This window comes from Flavobacterium sp. TMP13 (genome assembly GCF_050847115.1).
In the GTDB taxonomy this organism is placed as follows: Bacteria; Bacteroidota; Bacteroidia; order Flavobacteriales; family Flavobacteriaceae; genus Flavobacterium.
On sequence record NZ_CP193656.1, the window covers coordinates 2615991 to 2635614 of the forward strand.

General features: G+C 34.1%; 16 protein-coding genes. 3 read left to right on the forward strand and 13 right to left on the reverse strand.

Going from position 1 to position 19624, the window contains the following annotated elements:
- Positions 1-268: 268 nt before the first annotated feature.
- The 5 genes from ACRASX_RS11455 to ACRASX_RS11475 all read right to left on the reverse strand — a co-directional run bounded on the left by ACRASX_RS11455 (position 269) and on the right by ACRASX_RS11475 (position 5927).
- Positions 269-784, reverse strand: a complete 516-nt coding sequence (locus tag ACRASX_RS11455; protein ID WP_432221317.1) for an N-acetyltransferase family protein — start codon at positions 782-784, stop codon at positions 269-271.
- Between the two features lie 20 nt (positions 785-804).
- A complete protein-coding gene (locus ACRASX_RS11460; protein WP_432221318.1) occupies positions 805-1677 on the reverse strand; it encodes a GIY-YIG nuclease family protein in 873 nt (290 codons plus the stop codon).
- A 75-nt stretch (positions 1678-1752) separates the two neighbouring features.
- The gene (locus ACRASX_RS11465; protein ID WP_066308185.1) at positions 1753-3534 is read right to left on the reverse strand and encodes a chloride channel protein; all 1782 of its coding nucleotides are present in this window, start codon (positions 3532-3534) and stop codon (positions 1753-1755) included.
- A gap of 129 nt (positions 3535-3663) precedes the next feature.
- Positions 3664-5349 carry a gamma-glutamyltransferase gene (gene ggt / locus ACRASX_RS11470; RefSeq protein WP_432221319.1) on the reverse strand — a complete coding sequence of 562 codons (1686 nt, stop codon included), beginning with the start codon at positions 5347-5349 and terminating at the stop codon, positions 3664-3666.
- Positions 5346-5927 (reverse strand): ACP phosphodiesterase, encoded by a 582-nt coding sequence (locus tag ACRASX_RS11475; RefSeq protein WP_066308177.1) that lies wholly within the window; start codon positions 5925-5927, stop codon positions 5346-5348. Before ACRASX_RS11475 ends, ggt begins: the two co-directional genes overlap by 4 nt.
- A 182-nt stretch (positions 5928-6109) precedes the next feature.
- Here ACRASX_RS11475 and glmM point away from each other — a divergent pair, with 182 nt between their 5' ends.
- Entirely contained in the window at positions 6110-7498 is a 1389-nt protein-coding gene (gene glmM, locus ACRASX_RS11480) for a phosphoglucosamine mutase (protein WP_432221320.1), read from the forward strand.
- Between the two features lie 38 nt (positions 7499-7536).
- Positions 7537-8271 carry a 3-deoxy-manno-octulosonate cytidylyltransferase gene (gene kdsB / locus ACRASX_RS11485; protein WP_432221321.1) on the forward strand — a complete coding sequence of 245 codons (735 nt, stop codon included), beginning with the start codon at positions 7537-7539 and terminating at the stop codon, positions 8269-8271.
- Positions 8272-8360: 89 nt separating this feature from the next.
- Here kdsB and ACRASX_RS11490 read toward each other — a convergent pair whose 3' ends face one another.
- From ACRASX_RS11490 to ACRASX_RS11505, 4 genes are all read right to left on the reverse strand, one after another.
- Positions 8361-8639, reverse strand: coding sequence for a putative quinol monooxygenase (locus ACRASX_RS11490; RefSeq protein WP_432221322.1), 279 nt, complete (start codon positions 8637-8639; stop codon positions 8361-8363).
- Positions 8640-9125: 486 nt separating this feature from the next.
- A complete protein-coding gene (locus ACRASX_RS11495; protein WP_432221323.1) occupies positions 9126-9686 on the reverse strand; it encodes an N-acetyltransferase family protein in 561 nt (186 codons plus the stop codon).
- 66 nt (positions 9687-9752) lie between these two features.
- The gene (locus tag ACRASX_RS11500) at positions 9753-11480 is read right to left on the reverse strand and encodes a sodium:solute symporter (RefSeq protein ID WP_066308161.1); all 1728 of its coding nucleotides are present in this window, start codon (positions 11478-11480) and stop codon (positions 9753-9755) included.
- 123 nt (positions 11481-11603) lie between these two features.
- Positions 11604-14123: a PIG-L family deacetylase gene (locus ACRASX_RS11505; RefSeq protein ID WP_432223089.1), complete on the reverse strand. Its 2520-nt coding sequence runs from the start codon at positions 14121-14123 to the stop codon at positions 11604-11606.
- 118 nt (positions 14124-14241) lie between these two features.
- Between ACRASX_RS11505 and ACRASX_RS11510 the strand changes: the two genes are divergently transcribed.
- Positions 14242-15201, forward strand: coding sequence for an alpha/beta hydrolase (locus ACRASX_RS11510; protein ID WP_432221324.1), 960 nt, complete (start codon positions 14242-14244; stop codon positions 15199-15201).
- Between the two features lie 85 nt (positions 15202-15286).
- Here the strand turns inward: ACRASX_RS11510 and ACRASX_RS11515 are convergent, their stop codons facing one another.
- The 4 genes from ACRASX_RS11515 to ACRASX_RS11530 form a co-directional block, all read right to left on the reverse strand.
- Complete coding sequence (locus ACRASX_RS11515; protein ID WP_432221325.1) at positions 15287-16960, reverse strand: hypothetical protein; 1674 nt, start codon at positions 16958-16960, stop codon at positions 15287-15289.
- A gap of 207 nt (positions 16961-17167) precedes the next feature.
- Positions 17168-18274 carry an AI-2E family transporter gene (locus tag ACRASX_RS11520; RefSeq protein ID WP_432221326.1) on the reverse strand — a complete coding sequence of 369 codons (1107 nt, stop codon included), beginning with the start codon at positions 18272-18274 and terminating at the stop codon, positions 17168-17170.
- Positions 18275-18409: 135 nt separating this feature from the next.
- Entirely contained in the window at positions 18410-18886 is a 477-nt protein-coding gene (locus ACRASX_RS11525; protein WP_432221327.1) for a hypothetical protein, read from the reverse strand.
- Between the two features lie 196 nt (positions 18887-19082).
- Positions 19083-19613, reverse strand: a complete 531-nt coding sequence (locus ACRASX_RS11530) for a mechanosensitive ion channel domain-containing protein (RefSeq protein WP_432221328.1) — start codon at positions 19611-19613, stop codon at positions 19083-19085.
- Between the last annotated feature and the right edge of the window lie 11 nt (positions 19614-19624).

Genomic DNA, 19624 nt, shown 5'->3' on the forward strand with positions numbered 1-19624 from the left:
TTTGATTTATTCTTTTGGTACTACAGTTTAGAACTTTATGTTAAAAAAGGGCATAAAAAAACGCCAAATAGATTAGGATTTTCGTTTTCTGGTGGAGATATAATTTTGGCTAGCCTTCTTGGTAGTGTACCAATTTCGATCTACTGTGTAAGCATCTATTTTGCCAAGATAAAAAAAAATGAAAAGGATTTAATATCTGGAAGTCCTTTTAATCAGCGGCAAATTTCAGTTCGTTTAAAAATTTTAAAGTAAGGTTAGTTGTACTTTACTAAGCTATAGGAGTAAGTATTTTTTCGAAAGCTTTTCGTTTACTTCCTCTAAATTCAACTTCGCCGCAATAGATATAACCCAGTTTTTCGAAAATTTTCAGCATTGGAATATTATCGAAATTAGTATCTACTTTTATACTGAAAATATTGTTTGCTGCAGCTACTTCTTCAGCGTAAAGCATTATTTTTTTAGCTAAACCTTTTCCTAGAGAATCTTCAGAAAGCGCCAAACGATGGAGCACAGCAAAATGACCAGTAGTCAACCAAGTTCCTTTCAATTCGGAATAAGCAGGTTCGTCATTAAAAACAATCGAGGCATACCCAATAATCAAATCATTATCTGTTAAAACATATCCTGACTCTTTCTGTAGATCGTTTTTCACTACTGAAATATTGGGATAACCATCTTGCCACTGCTCACTTCCGTCTTGTTTTCTACGGTTGATGGCTTGCTCTAGAATCGTCCAAATTATGTTGGCATCTTCTAGTGTTGCCTTTCTGAAATTATAATTCATATAAAATTAGTAATTTGTTTCTACCTGTCTAAAGTTTCTTCTTGATTATTCGTTTCAAAACTTTTTAAAGATTGACCTGTTTTTAATTTCCATTCTTCAAGCCCATTGGCACTTCTCCCCATAACTATAGCAGCAGCAAGAGAAGGACTTGTAAAAATATAATCTTCAGAAAATATTAATATGTCATTTAAATTTTGAACTATATTTTTCTCAATTAAATTTTCGCGTAATCTTACAATAGAAGGTGATAAAGACGGAGTAATTGAATTAGCTGCTTTAGAACCCTTAAAGACTAGAAAGCCATCAGAAGTAGGTTCTCCCAAAGCATCCGCACCTCGAGCTGCTTTAATTTGGAACAATTTATTTCGGTTATTATTACTGATTTCTCTTTTATCGTCAAATACCTTATGACCTAAAGTATTTACTAGCATTCGGAGATTCTCTATAAATTCTTCCATTTCTGCTCGATCAGATTCTGAAATTGACGAGAGTGTTGGAATAGTTACATTATCTAGTTTATAACGGTTTGACGAAATTGCTATATCATGTAATCTGTTTTCAATATATTTAATATGAGCCTTATTAAGATTTTCATCTTTACTAATGAATACTATTACTTCATTCCAAAAATCTTTTTGTGCCAAATGTTGATTCAATCTTCTTAATACCGATTCTGCTTCGCCGATATAAACCATATCTTGACCTTCATCATTTTTGCCGAATAGTAGATAAACCCCAGTAGATGTCAAATCATTTCTATCAACGCATTCTTTTACTTTTATACGTGGAATTTTATATGCTTTTCCAGTCCAATTTGATAGTTCGCAACTCATTCTACCGTTTGCATCGCCATCAATTAAAAATATCTTGATTGTTTTTCCGTGTTTTCCCAACTTGTATAAATTTATTAGTATTTATTTCAATCGCTCAACTTGATTAAAATATTATTCATTATAATGAAGTACGTCTTATTCAATCGTCATCGCTCGCAATTTAGTACGATACGCTTCCAAGGCAATCGACTTAGAAATAAATCCGTAATACTTGCCATTTTTGACCACTGGTAAATGAGATCTTTTGCATTTTTCAAATTTATTCATCACCACTTCCATGCTGTCAATCGAGTAAATTGTATCTGGTGGCGGTCTCATTATGTCTTTAATTAGCGTGTATTTAACGCGATATTGGTTGAAAATAATTTCGCGAACGTCATTAAAATGTACGACTCCTTCTAACTCTTTTTCTTTATTGACTACAGCAAAAACAGTTTGATTGGAGTGGGAAATTAAATCGACTAATTTGTCTAAATTTTCATCAGCAGTTACAGTCAAATAATCCGTTTGAATCAAGGAGTCAATGTCTAAAGTTGTTAAGATGTTTGAATCTTTGTTGCTGGTAAAAACGTGACCCTTTTTGGCTAATCCTTTTACATCCAAAGAGTATTTCTCGAATCGTTTAGAAATTGCAAAACTGATCGAAGAAACAATCATAAGTGGAATCATCAGACTATAACCGCCCGTAATTTCGGCAATTAAAAATATTCCGGTCAATGGTGCATGAAACAATCCACTCAGAATTCCGGCCATGCCAACCATTGTAAAATTACTGACTGGTAAATTAGTCAAGCCGGTTAAATTTAAAAACTTAGAAAAAAAGAAGCCTAAGTACGAACCTAAAAATAGGGCAGGAGCAAAGTTCCCACCATTTCCACCACTTCCAATGGTAAGTCCAGATGCAAAAACTTTCATCATCATTGCTCCTCCAACAAAAAACAACAACACCCAAGGATTGTGTCTAAAGTCTTCAAAAAGCGTATTCTCCATTAGCTTCGCGGGATCTTCGGCCAAGGTTTTAATACTTTCATAACCTTCACCAAACAATGTTGGGAATACGAATATCAGAAGTGCTAAAAGTGAAGAACCGATTAAAGCCTTTCGATAAATACCCACCTTCATCTTTGCAAAATAATGCTCTACTTTTTGGAAATTGCGTGAATAATAAACCGCCATAAAGCCGGTTACAATACCTAGAAGTACGTAAAACGGAACGTTATAAAAATTAAAAGCTTCTTGCTCTCTAAAGGATAATAATATATTTTCATCTAATGCAACTGCCGAGACAATGGCACCCGTTGCAGCAGCAATCATGATCGGAATAAAAGCAGCTATGCTCACATCAACCAACAAGACTTCAATGGCAAAAAGCACACCTGCAATCGGAGCATTAAAAGCAGCTGAAATTCCAGCCGCAACTCCACAACCAATTAATAGCGTGCGATCGCGATAGCCTAATTTATAATTTTGCGCAAAATTAGACCCAAAAGCAGCACCAGTTACAACAATCGGACTTTCTAGACCAGCGGAACCTCCTAAACCTACAGTTAACGAGCTCGTCATAATTTGCGCATACATTTGTTTACGCGGAATAATACTGGCCTTTTTGGCGATTGTATATAAAATTTGAGAAGTTCCTTTTTCGATAGAACCATTTAAGAGTCGTTTCACCACAAAGACAGTTAGTAAAATTCCAATTATGGGTAGAATACTGTTGATGAAACTTAATTTTAAAATTCCGTTAATGTATGTGGCGAAAGAAAATACGCTGTGAGCAAATGTTTTAAGCACAATAACCGCCAAACCACACGTAATACCAATTAGAACACTCGCTAGAAATATAAATTGCTTTGGCGTCATAATAGACTGCGACATTGCGATTATGCTTTCTAGTTTTCTAAAGTATTTTTTTAACATGTTGATTTTGAAAATTTAGTAATTCTGCAAATTTAGACCTTACAATTTTAAATACGGACCTTTACGCTTTTATTCTAGGTATATTTTAAATACCGAAAATAACAGTGAAAATTCATTTAAGATAGCGACTTAAAATCCGACCGCTTTATCATCACCTCTAAAATCGGCACCGCCCTCTAATGTTTTATTTTGAAGAACCAAAATAGCATCAACTTTACCAATCACAGGCGTGTTTTTCTCATTGATTAAATATCCTTTTGCTTTTAAATGATCCAAAGTAATTTGATCAAAAGTATTGGGTTCAAAAGTAATTTCGTCAGGCAACCATTGATGATGAAAACGAGGGGCATTTACGGCTTCTTGCATGCTCATATTGTACTCGTAAACATTTAAAATAGTTTGTAAAACAGAGGTAATTATGGTAGAACCTCCTGGAGAACCAACGACCATAAATAGATCACCATTTTTTTCGACGATTGTTGGCGTCATCGAACTTAGCATTCGTTTTTGAGGCGCAATACTATTGGCTTTATTTCCGACTAAACCAAACATATTAGGCACGCCTGGTTTAGCGCTAAAATCGTCCATTTCGTTGTTTAAAAAGAATCCCAATTCATCACAATAATATTTAGAACCAAAGCCGTCATTAATGGTAGTTGTTGCCGCAACAGCATTACCAAATTGGTCAACAATAGAATAGTGGGTTGTTTCTGTACTTTCAGCATATTCAATTTTTCCAGCTTTAATGTCAGCAGATAAACTTGCTTTCGCAGGATCAAAACTACTCATTCGGTCTTTTAAATACGAATCAGAGAGTAGTTGTTTAATAGGTATTTTGACAAAATCGGGATCACCTAAAAAGTCACTGCGATCGGCGTAAGCACGTCTTTCGGCTTCAACAAGTACACTAATTGCTTGTTCCTTATTGTGTCCCATTTTTGAAATTTCGAAAGGAACTATCATTTTCATAATTTGCGCCATGCAAATTCCACCACTACTTGGCGGAGCCATCGAGGTAATTTTTAGATCTTTATAGTCAAACTGAAGTGGTTTTCTCCATTTGGCTTCGTATTGTGATAAATCTGCAAGCGTGATAATTCCGCCTCTTTTTTGAAGGTATTCCACTAATATTTTAGCTGTTCTTCCTTTGTAAAACTCGTCTTTTCCGTTTTTCTGAATTCGTTTTAAGGTTGCTGCTAAAGCAGGATATTTAATCGTGTCGTTTGCGTAATACGGTTTTGCAAAAAAAGTAGTAGCTCCGTTGCGACGGATAATTACGTCTCTGTACTCGTGTAATCTTTTTTCTTGTTTTTGCGTTACCACAACTCCTTTTTCGGCAAGTGCAATAACCAAATCTAAAATTTCAGACATGGGTAAAGAGCCCAGTTTTTTGTGGACTGCAAAAACTCCGGCAACAGTTCCTGGAACTCCAATTGCTAAAGCAGTTGCTGTACTCTTACCTGCAATTACTTTTCCATCTTTATCCAAAAACATATCTTTTGAAGCCGCTAATGGTGCTTTTTCTCGGTAATCTAGAGAGCCCACTTCGCCGTTTGCTTTTCGATAAACCATAAAACCACCACCGCCTATATTTCCCGCGTACGGATACGCAACTGCGAGTGCTAATTCGGTTCCGACCATTGCATCAAAAGCATTTCCGCCTTTTTGCATAATTGCCACTCCAATTTTCGAAGCTTCTTCACGCGCAGAAACAACCATTGCTTTGGTAGCGACCAGTCCAGTTGGTTTATGTATTGTGTTTTGCGCAATGCAAAAACTGGATACAAACAAAATTGAAAAGCATATCTTTTTCATAATAGTAGTTTTTTTGCACAATGATTTCGTAAATCTTCAAAAAACAGAGTGAAATCTGCTTCAAAAATATCATAATTTGAAATAAGTTCAGTCGTAGCGAACTGCATTTTTGATAGATTTTTTGTTCGTCTATCCATTTGTGTCAAAATGTGTTGCATACCTTCAATACTTTTATAAATGCCCAACCAGTTTTCTCGGATCATAATGGGCATTAATTTTTGAGTTCTTTCCGAAAGCAATTCGTAATTATCATGTAGAGAAGTATAAAAGCGCTGCACATAATCCTCTAATTTTTCATCCGAATAAATCGACCAATTTTTAGCTAAAAAGTGATCGTAAAAAATGTCTACAATTACGCCTGAATAATGGTGGTAATTTTCGTGTAGTTTTTTGGTACTTTGTCTAAATACGGGATGTGCATCTGTATACGTATCAATTTCTCTATGCAATAAAATTCCTTTTTGAATTAAAGTAGGATAGGTTTCAAACTGTTTTCCACGAATACCATCGGCCATAAAATTGCCAATTTTAATGAGATCGTTGTCGCCAGAAAGATAGATGTGTGCTAGGAAATTCATTTATTTAGAAGGTGATGAGGAATTAGATACTGAGTTCCTAATGTTAGTATTGTAAATATAGAAATTTAAAATTTAAAGTGAACTCCCGTTTTATTACGGAAAAGTCACGCATTTTTATTTTTTTTACTAGTTTGTCAATTTGCAACTATTATATTTGTAATTGATAACCATAATTCATAAAAATGACTCTAATAAAATCTATATCAGGTATACGCGGAACAATTGGTGGCAAGGTGGGCGATAATCTTACGCCTGTTGATGCTGTAAAATTTGCGTCGGCATATGGTACTTTTTTAAAACAAAATTCAGACAAGCAAAAATTAACTGTCGTTGTTGGTCGTGACGCCCGTATCTCTGGACCAATGATTCATAATTTGGTAGTTAATACCTTGATTGGATTAGGAATAAATGTAATTGATTTAGGTCTTTCTACCACGCCAACTGTTGAAGTGGCTGTTCCGTTAGAAAAAGCAGATGGTGGAATTATTTTGACGGCTTCCCATAATCCAAAAGAGTGGAATGCATTGAAATTATTGAACGCTAAAGGGGAGTTTTTAAGTGGTGCCGATGGTGCTAAAATTCTTGAAATTGCCGATGCAGAAGCTTTCGATTTCTCGGATGTAGATTCTTTGGGAGAAATTACTACGAATGATGCCTATATGGACATTCATATAGACGAAGTTTTAAATTTGCCTTTGGTTGATGTTGATGCCGTAAAAGCAGCAAAATTTAAAGTAGTTGTGGATGGCGTAAATTCTTCAGGCGGAATCATCATTCCGAGATTATTAGAATTAATGGGCGTGGAAGTCGTAAAATTATATTGCGAGCCAACCGGTCATTTTCCTCATAATCCAGAGCCGTTAAAAGAGCATTTAACCGATATTTCTGAATTGGTCGTTAAAGAAAAAGCAGATTTAGGTGTTGTGGTAGATCCAGATGTGGACCGTTTGGCATTTGTTTGTGAAGACGGCGAAATGTTTGGCGAAGAATATACTTTGGTGGCTTGCGCCGATTATGTACTGAGTAAAACTCTAGGAAATACGGTTTCTAATATGTCATCGTCTCGAGCTTTGCGTGATGTAACTGTAAAAAGAGGTGGTTCGTACGAAGCGAGTGCTGTTGGAGAAGTAAATGTGGTAGAATTAATGAAGAAAAATAATGCCGTTATTGGTGGAGAAGGAAACGGCGGAATTATTTATCCTGAATTGCACTACGGACGCGATAGTTTGGTTGGAGTGGCGTTGTTTTTAACGCATTTAGCTAATTTAAAAATGAGCGTTTCTGCTTTGCGTGCATCGTATCCTGAATATTATATGAGTAAGAATAAGATAGAATTGACACCACAAATTGATGTAGACGCTATCTTAGAACAAATGACGAGCAAATATAAAAACGAAGATATTTCGACTGTTGATGGTGTGAAAATTGATTTTGAAAAAGAATGGGTTCACTTGAGAAAATCAAATACAGAACCAATTATCAGAATTTACACGGAAGCGCCTACGCAAAAAGAAGCTGATGTTTTAGCGGTTCGAATTGTAGATGAAATTAAGCAAATTTCTGGAATTTAGTAAGTTGTGTTCTGTTTTAATGTATTGAAGATTTCCATATGAAAATTATTGCTGTCATTCCTGCGCGTTATGCCTCCACACGGTTTCCTGCCAAATTACTCCAAGATTTAGGAGGTAAGACGGTAATTCTTCGAACGTACGAAGCTACTGTTGCCACAAAATTATTTGATGATGTTTTTGTGGTTACAGATTCTGATTTAATCTTTGATGAAATTGTTTCTCATGGCGGAAAAGCAATCAGGAGTATTAAAGAACACGAATCGGGTAGCGATCGAATTGCAGAAGCAGTTGAAAACTTAGCGGTTGATATTGTGGTAAACGTGCAAGGCGACGAGCCGTTTACTGCAGCAGAACCTTTACAAGAATTAATTCAGGTATTTAGAAACGATACCGAAAACAAGGTTGATTTAGCTTCGCTTATGCGAGAAATTACCAATGAAGAGGAAATTAATAATCCAAATAATGTGAAGGTCGTAGTCGATCAATCGAAATTTGCTTTGTACTTTTCACGTTCAGTGATTCCATATCCTAGAGAAGTAAATGTTGGAGTTCGGTATTTTCAACACATCGGAATTTACGCGTTTCGCAAACAAGCTTTATTAGACTTTTATAATTTGCCTATGAAGTCTTTAGAAGCTTCTGAAAAGCTGGAACAACTTCGTTATTTAGAATTTGGTAAACGGATAAAAATGGTGGAAACCACACATGTAAGTATTGGAATTGACACGGCGGAAGACTTAGAAAAAGCAAATTTGATACTGCGAGAGAGATAAAGGTAAAGTACTTAACCTAAATAATTTTTATATAAAAATTATTTGATAAGCCTTATGCAATGTTATTGTGTAAGGCTTTTTTTATGCGATTAAAATGCGTCAACTGTCTTAAAAATGTTGATTTCTCGACTCAATAAATCAGTGCTTTCTTGAATAAAGTGTTGCAAGTATGGCATAGTATTGTGTAGGTCTAAACCTTCTTGATTTTCCCATTCTTCCCAAATAATAAAATCATTTTCAGTATAATGCAAATCATAGCGTTTGCACGCAGATTCTTTACGGGTTTCTGTGACCAAAAGCTTTAGCATTTCTAAAACTTGAATCGCATTTTCGGATTTACTTTTAAGTACAGCTGTAATCGCAATCATAACTATTTAATTTTAGTTTCGAAAATATCCATTTATAAAATGTTCTTTATTGATTAGATTATGAAATAAAAAAATTAGCTACTTTTTGCCCTTACAATAGCGAAGTAAAGTACGTAGAACCAACCGAGAATCCCATGTAAAATTGCAAAAACAATAGATTCGTTTCGGGACCAAGAAATAACTATTGCGATTACTGAACCTAGTTCAATTCCTGAATATGTTAAAGTAGATTGAACATTACTACCGCTAGTAGTTGTTGTTTGTGCTACAATTATTTGGCTTAGTAATACTAAAGTACAAATGAGTACATTCTTTTTCATGCTAAATTTTGAATTAAGTATTTTCTCACAGTTAAGCCATGGTAAAAATAGTCAATAATTTAAATTACAATATAAAATTCTACTATTTCTATAAACTACTTTTAAATTTTTATAGTTGTATTATTAACCTTTTACTAAAAACCGATAAGCAAATGTTACAGTACTATTATTCCAAAACTGTTTCACTTGTTAAAAAAGCTAAACCATAATAATGGTTTTCATTAAATTCAAAATGATCGATTACCTTTATTTTAAGTTTTTTGGTGTGCGCTTCAAAAGAACGTTTATTTATCTTATTTATAAAAGTGATACCAATTGGATACTGTTTGTTCATTTCAATTCGCATCAACTCAAAAAGTTGCTGAAAAAGTCCCGAACCTCGGTAATTTTCGTCAATGCAAATTGGGCCATACTGAAAACTATTTTTGGTTGTTATGGTTTCAGATGTAAATTCTAAAGAGGGTAAACGACGAACCATAAATGGGAAAATTTTCCATTGCGAAAAATAATCCCATGATGCTGCAAAAGCATAAGCCACAATTTTATTTTCATCTTCGGCAATAAAAAGACCATCAATGGCAATAGCTTGCTCAATTTGTTCAATTGTAAACGGAGTTGTTACAAAACCATTTTCACGTTCTGCCTCGGCGATATTAGCAAGTAAATAAGTACTTTGTAGTTCAATCACTCCAGCAATATCAAAGTTTGTAGCTTTTCTAAAAATCATATAAATAATATTTTTATGGTCTATACTCGTTTTAAATCATTGAACTGGAGCAAAATTCTACTATAGTTAAGCGCTGACAGCTGCTTTATCTTTTCTAAAAATAGTCAGTTGCATCATTGTAGAAAGAATAATGGTTAGCATGGCACCAATAAAGTTGAGCCATAAATAACCTAGTTTTTCTTGTCCACTTGGATAAATGAAAATAGCAAAATAGTAAATGATAAAAATAGTCAGCTGACTGATAACTGCACTACAGAAAACAGCTCGTGCTTGAATTTTTTTGAAATAAAATCCCACTAAGAAAATACCCAAAACAGTTCCGTAAAATATGGATCCGATAATGTTGACTAACTGAATTAAATTTTCGAATAGGGTTCCCACGCATGCAAATAAAATTGCTATGATTCCCCAAAACAAGGTAAAAAATTTGGTAGCATTTAAGTAATGCTTATCTGATTTCTCTTCTTTCAAGTTTCGTTTGTAAATGTCAATTGCAGTAGTGGAAGCCAAGGCATTTAAGCCTGAAGCAGTAGATGACATTGCCGCCGAAAGAATAACTGCTAGCAGTAAACCAATCAAACCTTTGGGTAAGTAATGCAGAATAAAGTGAAAAAACACATAATCTTTATCGTTAGTTTCAGTAGTGCTATCTGCTTTTGCAATAATATCTTTGGCACGATCTCGTAGGTCTTTTTCTTTGTTTGAAAGGGTAACCAATTCTTTTCGTAAAATTGGATTGTCATAATCTTGATTCAATTGATCAATGTACAATAGATTCACTACTTTTTTATCTTCAGAAAGTAGATCCAATTTTTTTTCTAAAGCATGGTATTCTTCCTTATAAGCCGATTTCTCAATGATAATCTTATTGTTAGGATTAAAATTTAAAGGAACTGGATTGAACTGAAAAAACACGAAAACCATTACTCCTGTAAGTAAGATGAAAAATTGCATTGGAACTTTTAGAAGTCCGTTCATGATCAATCCCATTTGACTTTCTCGTACCGATTTGCCCGATAAATAACGACCGACTTGCGATTGGTCGGTCCCAAAATAAGCCAATGCCAAGAAAAAACCACCTGTGATTCCGCTCCAAAATGTGTACTTTTCTTCTGGATTAAAAGAGAAATCGACAATATCCATTTTTGAATTGGCTCCTGCAATATGCAGTGCACTTGTAAAAGTCATGTCATTCGGTAAATAATGTAAAATAAGGAAAAAAGTGATAAACATTCCCGACATGATTACAAACATTTGCTGTTTTTGCGTAACGTTTACTGCTTTTGTACCGCCTGAAAAGGTGTAGATAATAACCAAAAGGCCGATAAGAATATTCATGATGGTTAGGTTCCATCCTAAAATAGCCGATAAAATAATGGCAGGCGCATAAATGGTTAATCCCGTACCTAAACCTCTCTGAAATAAAAATAATATAGCTGCCAACGAACGTGTTTTTAGATCGAAACGTTTTTCAAGAAATTCGTAAGCGGTAAACACTTTGTATTTATGGTACAATGGAATAAACGTGATACAAATTACGATCATCGCAATAGGCAATCCGAAATAAAATTGTATAAAACCCATTCCATCATGATAGGCTTGACCTGGAGTCGATAAAAAAGTTATCGCACTCGCTTGTGTCGCCATCACCGATAAACCAACGGTGTACCAAGGGGTTTCATTATTTCCTAAAATAAAATCTTGAACATTTTTACTGCCTTTAGTTTTCCAAATGCCGTAAATAACTATAAATAAAAGTGTTACAATAAGTACAATCCAGTCAAATAATTGCATAGCTTACGAGTATAATTCCATTATTAAATAAAAAAAAGCAATATAAATTGCATTAGCTACAAGCACATACGTATAACTTTTTTTCCAACTTTTCTCTTTTTCCTGTTTCATTGGTTGCTATTTTTAATTTTTACTTTTTTTATTTTGATCTTGTACTGTTTGTTTTAACTCTATCATATTCGCCAGTAATCGAAAAGCGCCTGGAACTCCTGCGGGCAACTCCCTAAAAAAGCTTAAACCGGTGTAAATATAATAGCCTTTTCCGTATGGAGCGATTAATAATGCACCTTCTTTGGCAGATTCTCCCTTGTCATGAGCCGAGATAATAGGTGTAAAAGCTTTGTCGTATACGTTTGGATAATACAAACCTTGTTCTTGCGTCCAACCTTCAAAATCAGCAGCTGTAATTTTATTTGGAGTATTTAAAACGGGATGGTTTGGCGCTATAAAAGTAACTTTTGCATTTTCGTCGGTCACACGATCGGTTGAAATTTTTAAAGTGTACGGAGCAATATGATCTGTTACCATTTGTCCAGCAGTATTGTATTGTACAATCATGTTTTTACCACTTTTAACAAAATCAAATAAAATAGACTGCTTGTTAGCAAGACTTTGTACGGTATTGTAGGCTCGAATTCCTGTTATTACAGCATCAAAATTTTCTAGGCGCTGTCTAGTAATTTCTTCCGGTTGTAAAATAGTGACTTTGTAACCCATTTGCTCTAGACTCTCAGGAACATCATCACCAGCTCCCATGATATAGGCCACTGAAGTTCCGCTAGTTTCTAAATTCATTCTGATGCATTTTGCTTCTGCGGGAAGCAGTACTTGTTGTTTGGTGATGTGAGGATATTCAATAGAGGTTTGTTCTTTGTCAAAAACTTGTCCGTTGACCATTGCAATGCTTTTTATTACGGCTTCTTCTGAGTTTTCAGGAGGAGTAACTTCAAAATAAGCGGTTTGCACCATTCCTTTTCTTTCTAAAGAAAACGTGATTTCTTTTGGAGATACTTTCCATGATTTGGGTACATCTAAATGTACTTTTCCGTTTAAGTCATCTTTTCCTGCCTTAACTTTTACGGCAATTGTTTTTGTCTTTTCAGAAGTGAATAACATTACTTTTTCAGTAATAGAAGTAGTTACTTCTGGAACGATATCCAAGTAATTATACATTTCTCCTTTTACAGGATCGTTGTATTTGTAAATTACGGTCCTTTCAAACGGAATTAAAACTCCGTTAATTTTTACATTAAAAATGACTTTTACTTCTCTAATAATATCGGGTACTCCAATATTTTCTTGATTAGATACAGCATACATACCAACTGTTGCTTCCTCTTCTAGCCAATACGGTTGCGTATATTTAATATCTTGCGGTAACTGTAATTTTAGATCAAGTTTACGACTGTCATTTAAATCTAGAGTGCTATTAAGTAGCGTCTTTTTTTGTTCAGGAAGAGTGGTAACACTTTCTAATTGCATAGGCACAGCAGTCCTATTTATAGCTTCTAAGTGCAATTGCAGCAAACTTTCAGGAGTCATTTCTTGTTGTGCTGTTGACGCTTCTAAATACAAACCAGAACAAGCAGAGATAATCTTTTTTAAAGCCTCTAGTTTTAAAGGTTTCCAATGTTCTTCTTTTAAATTTTCAATCATTTGGTATGCTTTTACCAAATCAGCAATACTTGCCGACGGATTGGTAAAATCATATCTAGTGATAATAGCATTTATAAAAATACCAATCGATTTTCCGTTTGGAATCCGATTCCAAGTTGTATCAATTCCTTCAAAAATAGAAGAATTTACTTTTTCTCCGTTTATAAGTTCGATGTATTCAGTATCCACACCACGACTTCCTGTACTTCCAAAACCTTGCGACTGATGCCTACTACGACTTAAAGCAGCAATTTCCTGATTTGATTTGCCGATTTCGGGATAATAAACACCCGTTTGAATGGCTATCATTTTAGACTTGTCAGCAGCATCAAATTTTTCTTGACTGCCGTAAAACCACCACGATGCATTAAAAAATTGACGTTTAGGTTGCCAAGTTTGTACAAATTTTAGTTGTTCAGGGTGTATTTTAGGATTGTTGCTCAAACTAAAACTTTCAACACTCAGCATGGCCGATGCGGTATGATGACCGTGCGTAGTTCCTGGAGATCTATGGTCAAAACGATTGATGATTACATCGGGTTGAAATTTGCGAACTGCCCAAATTACATCTGCTAATACTTTGTCTTTATCCCAAATTTCAAGAGTTTCATCAGGATTTTTAGAGTATCCAAAATCATTGGCACGTGAAAAAAATTGTTCACCGCCATCTACTTTTCGAGCTTCCAATAATTCTTGTGTGCGTATTACTCCTAATAGTTCACGCAATTGTGGTCCAATTAAATTTTGTCCACCATCGCCACGAGTTAACGATAAATAGCCTGTTCTCGCTTTAGTTTCATTCGATAAAAAAGAAATTAATCGGGTGTTTTCATCATCGGGATGAGCGGCAACATAAAGTACAGAACCTAAGAAGTTTAATTTCTGTATTTGATTGTAAATTTCAACAGCACTTGGTTTTTCGGGCTGTTGTGCAAAGGAAAACTGTAGGTTTATAAACAAAAATAGAACAATAGTTTTTTGGAACATTTGATGCATGATGGATTTTTTTGTGTACTCAATTTCAAAAGTAATAATTATAGAGTACCAAGAAAGCCAAAAGATTGTTTTATCTTTAAAATTATGTTTTTTTAACACAATTAGCAGAATGAATTTGATTACCTACACAGAAGATATTTTAAAAGATGGTTTCGAACAAGCTACTTTAGTTCAGAGGGACGATTACGAAGGAGCAGTTACTGCGACCTTGGTTCGCAAGCAAAGTAGCAAAGAGACTTCAAAAGCGGTTTTGTACTTACATGGTTTTAATGATTATTTCTTTCAAAAAAGCATGGCAAATGAATTTTTAAAGAATGATTTTCGTTTTTATGCGCTTGATTTAAGAAAGTATGGACGTTCCATTTTACCACATCAAAAGGTCAATAATGTGCGCGATTTGTCTGAATATTTTGAAGAAATAGATCGTGCGCTAGAAATTATTAGAACTGAAAATAATACGCAGGTTATCTTAGCGGGTCACTCTACAGGAGGATTAATTATTACATTATACGCAGCAGCTCGTCAAAACTCAGATTTATTTGTAGGATTGTATTGCAATAGCCCGTTTTATGATATGAATGTGCCTGTTTATCAGAAAAAATATTTAATTCCGTTAGTAGCTACTATAGGAAAAAAGTTTCCTGATTTGCAAGTTCCTGGAGGATTCTCTGAATTTTATGGCTTAAGCTTGCATCAAGATTATCATGGCGAATGGAATTATGATTTAAATTGGAAACCCAATAAAGCAAACCCGATTCATGCTGGGTGGTTGACTGCAATTACCAAAGGGCATTCTCAAATTAGCGAAGGTGTTATTTTGGATAAGCCGATATTAATATTGCATTCCCAAAAATCAATTTTCCCGTCGGAATGGAGTGAAGAAATGTTTACTGGCGATGCAATTTTGAACATCAACGATATTATTAAAAATGCACAAAAAATAAAAGCACCGCAAAAAAGCATTATTGGAGTAGAAGGAGCGGTGCACGATTTAGCCCTATCCAAAAAGAAAGCAAGAGAAATAGCTTATAAATTATTATTTGATTGGTTAAATGCTAATATAATTTAGTTCTTACACAGTTATAAATAAAAATTTTACTTTTAAATGTCAAATCGGTATACCAAAAAGTGCTAATAACTATTGACTTTATCACTTAATTATAATCGACTGTTCGAGGTTTATTTAGCTCAAAATTTTGAAATCCGAAGTCAGCAGATTGAAATGCATTAGTTTTAAAAGAACTTCCACCTTCATAAGGAACGTTTGGATAATAGGATATTGATAATTGAAAGGAACTAAAGACCAAATAGTCATTGCTTATTAGTAATCCTAAACTAACTTTAGAAAAAGGTTTGCTTCTTGCCATACTGCGATTATCATCACCCAAAAAACCAATAGTATAATTTAGATATGGATTTAAACGAAAGCCCCAGATCTCTTTTGGCGTATAGGTTTGGGTTTGCACCGTAAGCATCGCTTTACTTCGTCCGTATATATCAGTATCAAAGGCGGGTAAACCATTTCTCTCATTTAAATTTAATAAATCACCAATAGAATCTTCCCTGTTTAAACCAATAATTAACTGTGGTTTAATAAATTGGCGAAATTTCCAATCGCCCCACTGCATTAAATTTGTAAAGTAATTAACTTCAAAATTAAATGCTGTTTGATACGTATTTCCTTGATAGAAAAATGTTCCTGCCTCAAAATTAGTGCTCAAAAATCCCCATTTAAAATAGTTTCCGTACGAAACTTGGCCACCAACATAGGGCTTCCAAATTTCATTTTTATATTGATATCCTCCAGTTAATCCCAATATAGTTCCAACAGGAACGTCCTCGGTAACTCCGTATCGAAATAGATAACGGTCTTTGATAAACTCTCGAGTGTTTATTCCGACACCAACTAAGAATTGTTTTTCGTTCGAAAAGAAATTGGGCTTATCATATAAATCATCAGGTTGCTCCACATACTCTATGTTTAAAAAACGGCCCGAAATAATTAAGTTGGTCGTCTTGTCGATGCCCATTTTATTATTGGAAACTTTAAAAGCTCTACCTCCCCAAAAATCGTGCGTACTGTACTTAAAGTTTTGTAATTGGTACGATAAATCTGGAGCTTGAAGACTGTCTCGGCGAAAATTTTGTGCCAAATAAACACCACCAGCCCATTTAGTTAAGGCAGAGTAAAAAGGACGATCAATACTAAGGCCTTTATTGTAGTAGCCATCTAAATCATTATTAAAAAAGAGTTGGGTGCTTATAAAGGTGTTTAAGAGATTGGGAACAAAGTATTCTACATTGTTGGCATTTTTCGAATCATCAAATCGCTGAGTGAATTTGTATTTTAATTGATGACCAGTACCAAAAACATTACGCTCATCAAAACCAATTGTGGTTTTTGAAGAAGAGATCGCAAATTTAGGCAACAAACTCCAAGAGTCCAATACTCGAATCGTAACATCAACAGAATCTGAGCTTGTACTAATTAGCTCTTCGGTAATTTTTACTCGGCTAATGTATTTTTGGGAACGAATAATACGTTCGGTTTCCTTGATCTGGTACCCGTTGTACGGCTCATCTCTTTTAAATAATAATAAATTGCGAATCGCGAGATTCTTACTTTTTAAGTGCAGTGAATTCCCCGCTCTTTCGCCCCAATTTTTTGGCATTCTGGTTGTATCTGTAACAGAATGACCAAAAGGATCGAGTGTAACAATATTTATTTTTCGAATGATTTTACCTTCAGCGTATACAGAATTCGCTGTTTCAGTATTTTCGACTTCGCGTTTTCTCGGTTTAGCAGATCTAAATACGAGCTTGTGCATGATTTTAGTGAACTTATTTTTCTTCGAGTAGTCTTCTATTTTGGAATACGAAGCATCCGTCGAATCCTTTCTCGTTTTATTTACCTGCGCGAACGTGCTTCCCCAGAAAAGGAGCGTAAAAAAGAGAAATAATAATTTAAAGTTTCGAAACATACATTGATTCTTAATAGTAAAAAAACACATTGAAAATGCAAGAAAATAGAACGCTTACGACACTTCTGTTTCAGATTTTTGCTTAATTTTCCAAGTGAATGCTTTCGGTAAATGGTTACCCATCAAGTAACCCCAAGGCTCTAAACCTTCGACTCTATCAAATATTATCTTTAATATCGCTAAAAGCGGGATCGCCAAAAACATACCAGCAATACCGGCAACAGCTCCACCTATTATAATTCCGATGATAGATACCAAAGCATTAATTTCTACTTTGGAGTTGATTATTAAAGGTACTAAAATATTATTATCAATTAATTGTACAATAATATTTACAATCAATATTCCCATGACAATGTTGAAATCAGGTGATCCAGAAAACGAAGCAACAACGGTAAGAACACCCGCAACAAGAATTCCAATGTACGGAATCATGTTTAAAATTCCAGTCAATAGTCCCAGTAAAATAAAGTATTTTATTCCAATGAAATAAAGGCCAGCGCTTGTAAGTACGGACACGGCAATCATTTCAAAAATTAAACCCATGATGTAATTATTAATCGATATTTTTATTTGAAACAAAATTTCGCGCAATTTTTCATGGTTGTCTTTCTTAAACAACTTAGATAAGAAAAGGATAAAATGTTTTTTATATAATAGAAATAAGAATGTGTAAATTGGTATTAAAGTACTGTCTAACAAAATATCGGTGAAAGAAACCAACATGGTGCCGATGCTTTCATTTCCTTTTTTAACAGAGTCTTTCGTAACATCCTGAATGTATTTTTTTTGTTCCCATATACTTACGCTAAAATGCTCTTTAATGTATTTGTGACAGTCATACATAAATGAAGTCGCGTTCTTTTTTATGATTTCGAAATCGCCAGAAATAATACTTACTTGGTAGGATATAAATGCTAGAATTATTAGGATGACTAAAATGAAAATTAGAACTGAAACGGCCGAAGCTAATGTGTTTGGAAATTTTAATTTGCGATTTAAAAAAGTATAGATTGGTAATAAAAGTACAGCAAATAAAAATGCCAAAAGCACTGGAGTCAGTACATTTCTTGCTAAGTAGAAAATTAGTCCGATGCTTAATAAACTAACTAATATTAAGGGAAGCTTAATATAAACTGGCATATCGTTTTTGATCATCATGTAGTGAAGGTTTTAGAGGGAAAATTTAACTGGTTTTGGTTCTTCAAAAATGATAAATAAACGAGTAAAATTTGTTATATGATTTAACGCCGAATTTATATAATTACAAAAAAAGCACCACTAGGGTGCTTTAAATTAATCGTCATGATCATCATCATCATAATGCTTTTTGTAATGTTTTTTATGATTTTTTTGGTACTGTTTATTGTAGTGTTTATCGTAATGTTTGTGATAGTTTTTGTTGTGACCGTAATAGTGATTATTGTTTTTACGATACTTGGTTTGGTGCTTGTGGTGATAATCATACGGGGATCTCCCATGATAATCATTTATTATAATTGTTCTTCCGTGACGCAAATCATAGTTTCTGTATGCAACAGGTAAATTTCTTGAGCGAATCCAACGGCCTTGATTTTGATATACATATTGAGAAGCTCTTAAATCGTAATACGTATTAATGTCGGGCAAAAAATAATAATCAACATTTGCACTTACTGGTGGTCCCCAAACCGGAGCTGAACCAATGTTAACATTAACCGAAAGTTGGGCTTGTGCAGAGGCAAAAGCAAATAGTAAAAGTACTATACTGGCAGATATTTTTAAAGTTTTCATAATTTCTAATTTTTAAAGTTCGTACTTGAAAATCAATTTTCATATACCGTGCCAGAAACAATAACCGAATTTAAAATAATAGCGTTCACGGTCGTTTTTCTGAATATTTGAGTAGCTTTTTTTAAAATATGCGATGAATATGAAGTAGTTGTGTTTTTAAATTGCGAATTGTTAAAGTTTTGAATAATTTTAGAATCTAATCAAAGAATTCATGTTCGGCGCGAGGAATGTCAATAATAGATATTCCTTTTTGCAATAATAGATTGTTAGGATATACAATTCGTTCGCCATCTGCTGTTTTTAAATTAACGTGAAACGCATTGATATCGATAATTTCAGCTTCGATAGGAAAATCTTTATCATGAATTTTTATAGTATCACCAATTTTAAAAGGGAATGAAAAGAACAAAATCATACCTGAAGTAACATTACTCAAAATCGACCACTGTGCAAACATGGCAACTCCAATGACTGTTGCTACTGACGAAATAGTGATAAAAATATCTGCGGTTTGAACACCCCAAATAATAATTAGACTGATAAAAACGATAATATTCAACAATATATTGATGTACTTGAGCACCAAATTAGTTCGATGTTCAATATTTTGATTGTGCTTGGCGTAATTAAGAACAACTTTCGCAAAAAGCATTCGCAGTATAAACCACAAAGTCAGAACAATTCCTGACGATATAAGTTCTTTCAGATAATCATTAATGAGAGACATATTTTATATTT

Excerpts from the sequence above, each read along its gene's own strand:
- ACRASX_RS11455 (WP_432221317.1), bottom strand. The coding sequence starts at position 784 with ATGAATTATAATTTCAGAAAGGCAACACTAGAAGATGCCAACATAATT.
- ACRASX_RS11465 (WP_066308185.1), bottom strand. The coding sequence starts at position 3,534 with ATGTTAAAAAAATACTTTAGAAAACTAGAAAGCATAATCGCAATGTCG.
- ggt (WP_432221319.1), bottom strand. The coding sequence starts at position 5,349 with ATGAAAAAGATATGCTTTTCAATTTTGTTTGTATCCAGTTTTTGCATT.
- ACRASX_RS11475 (WP_066308177.1), bottom strand. The coding sequence starts at position 5,927 with ATGAATTTCCTAGCACACATCTATCTTTCTGGCGACAACGATCTCATT.
- glmM (WP_432221320.1), top strand. The coding sequence starts at position 6,110 with ATGACTCTAATAAAATCTATATCAGGTATACGCGGAACAATTGGTGGC.
- kdsB (WP_432221321.1), top strand. The coding sequence starts at position 7,537 with ATGAAAATTATTGCTGTCATTCCTGCGCGTTATGCCTCCACACGGTTT.
- ACRASX_RS11490 (WP_432221322.1), bottom strand. The coding sequence starts at position 8,639 with ATGATTGCGATTACAGCTGTACTTAAAAGTAAATCCGAAAATGCGATT.
- ACRASX_RS11495 (WP_432221323.1), bottom strand. The coding sequence starts at position 9,686 with ATGATTTTTAGAAAAGCTACAAACTTTGATATTGCTGGAGTGATTGAA.
- ACRASX_RS11500 (WP_066308161.1), bottom strand. The coding sequence starts at position 11,480 with ATGCAATTATTTGACTGGATTGTACTTATTGTAACACTTTTATTTATA.
- ACRASX_RS11505 (WP_432223089.1), bottom strand. The coding sequence starts at position 14,123 with ATGTTCCAAAAAACTATTGTTCTATTTTTGTTTATAAACCTACAGTTT.
- ACRASX_RS11510 (WP_432221324.1), top strand. The coding sequence starts at position 14,242 with ATGAATTTGATTACCTACACAGAAGATATTTTAAAAGATGGTTTCGAA.
- ACRASX_RS11515 (WP_432221325.1), bottom strand. The coding sequence starts at position 16,960 with ATGCACAAGCTCGTATTTAGATCTGCTAAACCGAGAAAACGCGAAGTC.
- ACRASX_RS11520 (WP_432221326.1), bottom strand. The coding sequence starts at position 18,274 with ATGATGATCAAAAACGATATGCCAGTTTATATTAAGCTTCCCTTAATA.
- ACRASX_RS11525 (WP_432221327.1), bottom strand. The coding sequence starts at position 18,886 with ATGAAAACTTTAAAAATATCTGCCAGTATAGTACTTTTACTATTTGCT.
- ACRASX_RS11530 (WP_432221328.1), bottom strand. The coding sequence starts at position 19,613 with ATGTCTCTCATTAATGATTATCTGAAAGAACTTATATCGTCAGGAATT.